Genomic DNA, 6,618 nt, shown 5'->3' with positions numbered 1-6,618 from the left:
GATGCTGCGCCCGGCGCGTCGTGGACACTCAACGGGGGGTGGCGTCAGCGGGCGCCGAGCAGGTGCTCGGTCGCGAGCTGCTGCAGGCGGACGAAACCGAAGCCCTTGCCGCCGAGGTACACCGACGGGTCGAAGTCCTCGTAGGCGGAGCGGTCGGCGAGGAACTCGTCGTACGTCTCCCCCTCGTTGAGCGTCGGCACCGCCAGCTCGGGCACCCGCGCGGCCTCCAGCGCCTCTTGCACCTCGGGGTCGGCGCGGAACGCCGCGGCTCGCTCCTTCAGCAGCAGGTAGGTGCTCATGTTCGCCGCCGCCGACTCCCACACGCCCTTCTCGTCTTCCGTGCGCGAGGGCTTGTAGTCGAAGTGCCGCGGGCCGTCGTAGGCGGGCACCCCGCCGGGGCCGCCGTTCTCGAGCAGGTCGACGAGCGCGAACGCATTGTGCAGGTCGCCGTGACCGAAGACGAGGTCCTGGTCGTACTTGATGCCGCGCTGGCCGTTGAGGTCGATGTGGAAGAGCTTGCCGTGGTACAGCGCCTGGGCGATGCCGGCGGCGAAGTTGAGGCCCGCCATCTGCTCGTGGCCGACCTCGGGGTTCAGACCCACGAGTTCGGGTCGCGCCAGCGAGTCGATGAAGGCCAGCGCGTGGCCGAGCGTGGGCAGCAGGATGTCGCCGCGGGGCTCGTTCGGCTTCGGCTCGATCGCGAAGCGGATGTCGTAGCCCTTGTCGGTGACGTAGTCGCCGAGCAGGTTGACGGCCTCGCGGTAGCGCTCGAGCGCCTGACGGATGTCCTTGGCCGAGTCGTACTCGGCGCCCTCGCGGCCGCCCCACATCACGAAGGTCTTCGCGCCGAGCTCGGCGCCGAGGTCCAGCTGGCGGAACACCTTGCGCAGTGCGAACCGACGCACGTCGCGGTCGTTCGAGGTGAACCCGCCGTCCTTGAAGACCGGAGCGCTGAACAGGTTCGTCGTCACCATCGGCACGATCATGCCGGTGTCGGCCAGGGCGCCCTTCAGACGGTCGATCTGCGTCTGACGCTCGGCGTCGGTCGAGCCGAACGCGAACAGGTCGTCGTCGTGGAACGTGAGGCCGTACGCGCCGAGCTCGGTGAGCTTCTCGACGACGTGCACGACGTCGAGCGGGTGGCGGGTCGGTCCACCGAACGGGTCGGTGCCGTTGTAGCCGACGGTCCAGAGTCCGAACGAGAATTTGTCGGCAGTTGTGGGGGTGGGCATGGCGCTCCTTCGCGGGAATTGTTGCGTAAGACAACCTATAACAGATCGGATGCCGCGTCCAGCGCTCAATGCGATCGAACGCACAATGCTCTACCAGCCGCTTCGAAACTCTCGGCTGCGCGATCGTATGATCAACGCATGGAAGCTCAGCCTCGCGTCACCCTCGCCGAGATCGCAGCCGAGGCGGGCGTCTCGCTGGCGACGATGTCGAAGGTGCTCAACGGCCGGACGGATGTCTCGCCGGGCACTCGCGCGCGGCTGGAGGAGCACCTCGCCCGTTACGGCTATCGGCGGCGCAACGTCACCCAGCGCACTGAGATCCTCGAGCTGGTGTTCCACGAGCTCGAGAGCAGCTGGTCGATGGAGGTCATCGAGGGGGTTGAGGAGGTCGCGCACGCGGCGGGCCTGTCAGTGGTGTTGACCGTGAGCGGCGACCGCCACTCGCCGGCAGCCGACTGGATCGACGGCGTCCTGCGGCGGCGGCCGGTCGGAGTCGTGCTGGTCTTCTCCGATATCGCGGCGCCTCATCGCGACAAGCTGCGCTCGCGCGGCATCCCGTTCGTGATCGTCGATCCCGCCGGCGATCCGTCCCCCGACGTGCCGTCGGTCGGCTCGGCGAACTGGTCGGGCGGGCTCATGGCGACCCGGCACCTCATCGAGCTCGGTCATCGTCGCATCGCCGCCATCACGGGCCCCGAGGACATGATGTGCTCGCTCGCGCGAGTGGACGGCTATCGCTCGGCGATGAACGCCGCGGGTCTGCCGATCGAGCCGGAGTGGATCCGCTTCGGCGACTTCCACCCGGGCGGCGGTGAGGCGCACGCACGAGACCTGCTCGCGCTGCCCGACCCTCCGACCGCCATCTTCGCGGGCAGCGACCTGCAGGCGCTCGGCGTGATCGCCGCCGGAACCGCCGCCGGGCTGAGCGTCCCCGAAGACCTCTCGGTCGTGGGCTACGACGACATCGCCCTCGCGCGGTGGATGAGCCCGCAGCTGACGACCGTGCATCAGCCGCTGCGGCGGATGGGCGAGGAGGCGACGCGCCTGGTGCTGCGCCTGGCCGACGGAGCGTCCGTCGACACGCTGCGGATGGATCTCGCGACCCACCTCGTGGTGCGCGGAAGCACCACCGCAGCAACCACCTGAAACCCGGCCGCCGGACGACTGCCGCGCCTGCCCGTACGCGCGCGAGCGCCATTCTGTGAGCGAGAGTCTTGAGCTGCGGATCCCGGTCTGCGAGCGACAACACACTGACGCCGCGTCGCGTGGCAGCCGGCGATATGCGCCTGCCGTCATCAGTGGTCGCGCGTCGCGTCAGCGTACCCGCAACACGACCGGCTGGGGGTCGCGCACGGCCCCGACGGTCACCTCGACGCTGATGCCGCCGGATCGGGCGACATACGTGCCTCGGAATCCCGCGATCTCCACCTGTCCGTCGGCATCAGCCTGGACCGTCTGCGGCTGAGCCCACCACTCGCGCTTCACGAGGTCGTGCAGCGCAGCGTAGGAGGGCTTGGGTGATCCGTCCGCGCGCACCAGCCCGATCGGGGCTCCCAGCCACGCCCCGCGGTCGGTGATCCCCCAGTACGTGATGGACTCGACCGCAGGATGCCCCACCAGCGCGCGGTAGTGACGCACCAGCTCGTCGGCTTGCCTGGCCTCGCCCTCCGGAGTGGACGGCCACGTGTCCACCCGGTAGTCGTTGAGATCCTCGATGTCGGGCGGCATGAGCGATCCGGAGACGAGTGATGTCTCAGTCATGTGGATCGGTAGGCCGAATCGCGCGAACCGCTCCACCGTCGCGAGAATCTCCTCCTCTCCCCGGAAGCCCTGGTGCATGTGCGTCTGCAGTCCGACCGCGTCGATGGGCACGTCGGCTTCAAGCAGCCCCTCCAAGAGGATCTCGTAGGCGGATGACAGGTCGAAATCGTTGATGAGCAGCGTGGCCTCGGGATTGGCCGCCTTTGCCTCCTCGAAGGCCATGCGCACCATGTGGATACGTCCCCGGTCGAGTGCCAAGCGCGTGACCGCGTTGTCCTCGCGATCGAACACGGGCATGATCACGACCTCGTTGATCGCATCCCACGTGTCGATGAGCCCGGCGAAGTCCGCCACGTCCCGTCGGATCCGTGCTCGCTGGGTGCGCTCGACGGTGTCGAGGTCGTGACGAAGCAGCCATGGCGGCTGCACCGTGTGCCAGACGAGCGGGTGGCCCTTGAGACGCACACCGCGCTCGGCAAACCACTTGGCCGTCGTGCGCAGCCGTTCGGTCCGAGGCTCACCCTCAGTGGGCTCGAAGTCGCCCCAGTAGAACGGCAGCGTCGCGGTGTCGAAGAGGTCCAGCCAGAGCGCCGCCAGCCCCTCGTCGGCGGCGGTTGCGCGCCCGGCGGCGAGGTCGTCGAAGTCGAAGCCGATATTGCCGAACGAGAACTCGTGCCGGGTCTGGGCGATCTCGACTCGTGCATGCGGAAGCGGCCGGCCCTCGGCGTCGCGGACGAGGACGGTGGCCGATCCCTGCCGGTGCGCCAGGGTCGCCGGACCGGGCATCATGCCTCCTCGGCTGCGTCGACGATGACCGTCGCGTGCAGCGCCCGGGTGTGGTCGACCAGCCGTACCGGCCCTTCGATCTGCACCGCGCACGTCTCGACGATCTCCGCGCTGGACCGCCCGAACCCGAGTCCGACCATGCCCGGCTCGACGATCCGCCGTCCGGAGGCGTCGGTGAAGCTCGCCAGATCCGCGGGCACCTGGAACGACACACGCGACCGCTCCCCGGCCGCAACCGGCACGCGCGCAAAGGCGATGAGGCGTTGGGTCGGTCGCACGACGGAGGCCACCGGGTCGGAGAGGTAGAGCTGCACGACCTCGACCCCGTCTCTCACGCCGTTGTTCTCGACGCCGATCGACACGGTGACGGTGCCGTCTGCAGGAATGGAGGTGGCGGACGCGGTCGCCGGAGACCAGACGAACGGCGCATAGCCGAGTCCGTGGCCGAAGGCGAACGCGGGCGTCGGGTCGATGTTCGACACCGCGTTGCGCCGCGCGAGCGTCGAGGCGAGGTAGGTCGATGGCTGGGCGCCCGGATCGAGTGGCACGCTGACCGGGAGCCTTCCGCTCGGGTTGACCCGGCCGCTCAGCACGCCGGCGATGGCGCCCGCACCCTCTTCACCGGGGAAGAAGGTCTGCACGATCGCGGCAGCCTCCTCGACGGCGCGACCGAGCGCATAGGGCCGCCCCGCCAGCAGCGTGACCACGGTGGGGACGCCGGTGGCGAGCATCGCGTCCAGGAGGGCCTGCTGCGCGCCCGGGAGGGTGAGATCGGCGGCATCGCAGCCCTCGCCGCTGGTGCCTCGACCGAACAGGCCGGCACGGTCGCCGAGCGCGAGGATCACGACGTCGGCGGAAGCGGCCGCCAGCGCAGCCTCCTCGATGGCATCGGTCTCGCCGCCGTCGATGCTGGTTCCGATGCGGTGCACCATCTCGGCGTCGGGGAACTCCGCACCGAGCGCGTCCCGCAGGCTGGGCAGTGAGATCCCCATCGGCACCTCGGGATGCCGCACGCCCACGTGCGCGGGGAAGGAGTAGCAGCCGAGCATCGCGTACGGGTCATCCGCGGTCGGACCGACGAGTGCGATGCGCACCGGACGTGCGAGCGGGAGCACGCCATCGTTGCGCAGCAACACGATGCCCTCCTCCGCCACTCGGCGCGCGAGGTCGCGGTTCGCCGGCGGATCGAGGTCGATTCGACCGCGCATGGACACGGCCGTGAGCTCCGCATGGTCACGCAGCGCCTCGGGCACAGCGTTCCAGTCCGGGTCGAGCATCCCGAGCTCGCCCTTCTGGCGCAGCACGCGCCGAAGGGCGCGATCGACGAGGGCCGCGTCGACCTCGCCCGCCTCAACGGCACGCACGAGGTCGTCGCCGAACGTCTTCACCGTGGGCAGCTCGACGTCGATGCCCGCCGAGAGCGCGGCGGCCGCCGCATGCGTCCATTCTTCGGCGACCCCGTGCAGATCGCGCAGGAACGCGATCGAGAAGTAATCGGCGACCACCGTGCCCTCGAACCCCCACGTCTCGCGCAGCAGGTCGGTCAGCAGCCGGCCGTCCGCCGCCGTCGGAACGCCGTCGATGTCGGTGTAAGAGTTCATGACGGACCGCACGCCGCTCTCGCGGACCGCCATCTCGAACGGGGGAAGGAGGACGTCCGCGAGCTCGCGAGTGCCCACCGAGACCGGGGCGAGATTGCGTCCCGCCTTCGAGGCCGAGTAGCCGACGAAGTGCTTGAGCGTGGCGACGACACCCTGCGATTCGACGCCCTGGATGTACGCGGTCGCCACCGTCCCGACCAGATACGGATCCTCCCCGATGGTCTCCTCCACACGTCCCCATCGGGCATCGCGGACGACGTCCAGCACAGGGGCGAGCCCCTGGTGTATCCCCACAGAGCGCATGTCGGCTCCGATCCGCGACCCCACCTCCCGGATGAGGTCGGGATCGAAGGTCGCACCCCACGTGAGAGGGACGGGGTACGCGGTCGCACCCCACGTCGCGAAGCCGGCAAGGCATTCCTCGTGAGCGACGGCGGGGATGCCGAAGCGGTTCGCTGCGACGATCCGCTGCTGCGCGCGCAGGAGGGAGAGCGCGCCGAGGGCCGGGTCCACCGGAGCAGTTCCGAACGGCCGGGTGAGCTGACCGAGACCTGCCGGCAGCAGCGCGTCGAGATCGAGATCGTCGCTCATCTCGTGCTGGTGAGGTGCGACGTCCTCGCCGTCGGCCGAGGCGCCGACCCAGACCCCGTAGAGCTGAGCGACCTTCTCACCCACTGTCATGGCGCGGATCAGTGCGTCCACGCGCTCAGCGACGGGGCGTGAGATGTCCTGCCACGCCTGCAGCGTTCGCGCGGGGGTCTCATCGAAAGCGGACGATGTCGCTGTGTCCCTCAGGGTCATCCCTTCACCGCCCCGGTGAGGCCGCCCACGATCCGCTTCTCCGCGAGGAGGAAGAACACCAGGGCCGGGATCATCGCGAGCGAGGTGTACGCCAGGACGGCGCCGGTGTCCTGGGAGTACTGCGTCGAGAACTGCGTGACGCCCAGCGGAAGCGGCCATAGCTCCTGCGGGAGAGAACCGGTGGAGATCACCAGAAGGGGAAGCAGGTAGCCGTTCCAGCTGGCCACGAACGCGAGGATGCCGACGGTGACCAAGCCGGGCTTGGACAGGGGCAGGAGGATGCGCCAGAAGAAGCCGATGCGGGTCGCTCCGTCGATGCGCGCCGCCTCCTCGAGCTCGTCAGGGATCGCACGCAGGAACGGAACGAGGATGATGATCGTGGTGGGCAGGGCGAACGCGATCCCGGGGATGATGACGCCGAGGTACGTCCCGTGCAG

The 6,618-nt window shown here is 69.4% G+C and carries 5 protein-coding genes; 1 reads left to right on the top strand and 4 read right to left on the bottom strand.

What is annotated here, in order from left to right:
• Positions 1 to 44 precede the first annotated feature (44 nt).
• Positions 45 to 1,232: a xylose isomerase gene (gene xylA / locus VFX99_RS07715; protein WP_329665715.1), complete on the bottom strand. Its 1,188-nt coding sequence runs from the start codon at positions 1,230 to 1,232 to the stop codon at positions 45 to 47.
• A gap of 138 nt (positions 1,233 to 1,370) precedes the next feature.
• Here xylA and VFX99_RS07710 point away from each other — a divergent pair, with 138 nt between their 5' ends.
• Positions 1,371 to 2,378, top strand: coding sequence for a LacI family DNA-binding transcriptional regulator (locus tag VFX99_RS07710; RefSeq protein ID WP_329665714.1), 1,008 nt, complete (start codon positions 1,371 to 1,373; stop codon positions 2,376 to 2,378).
• Between the two features lie 168 nt (positions 2,379 to 2,546).
• On the opposite strand, the gene VFX99_RS07705 is transcribed toward VFX99_RS07710, so the two are convergent.
• The 3 genes from VFX99_RS07705 to VFX99_RS07695 form a co-directional block, all read right to left on the bottom strand.
• The gene (locus tag VFX99_RS07705) at positions 2,547 to 3,779 is read right to left on the bottom strand and encodes an endo-1,4-beta-xylanase (RefSeq protein WP_329665713.1); all 1,233 of its coding nucleotides are present in this window, start codon (positions 3,777 to 3,779) and stop codon (positions 2,547 to 2,549) included.
• Positions 3,779 to 6,181 carry a beta-glucosidase gene (locus tag VFX99_RS07700; protein WP_329665712.1) on the bottom strand — a complete coding sequence of 801 codons (2,403 nt, stop codon included), beginning with the start codon at positions 6,179 to 6,181 and terminating at the stop codon, positions 3,779 to 3,781. The genes VFX99_RS07705 and VFX99_RS07700 overlap by 1 nt, the downstream gene beginning before the upstream one ends.
• Positions 6,178 to 6,618, bottom strand: a 441-nt coding sequence (locus VFX99_RS07695) for a carbohydrate ABC transporter permease (RefSeq protein WP_329665711.1), incomplete at its 5' end; no start/stop codon positions are given. The genes VFX99_RS07695 and VFX99_RS07700, both read right to left, overlap by 4 nt.

The organism is Microbacterium sp., assembly GCF_036277215.1.
GTDB lineage: Bacteria > Actinomycetota > Actinomycetes > Actinomycetales > Microbacteriaceae > Microbacterium.
The sequence above is the reverse complement of the archived record's forward strand: the minus strand, read 5'-3'. Positions and strand labels throughout refer to the sequence as shown.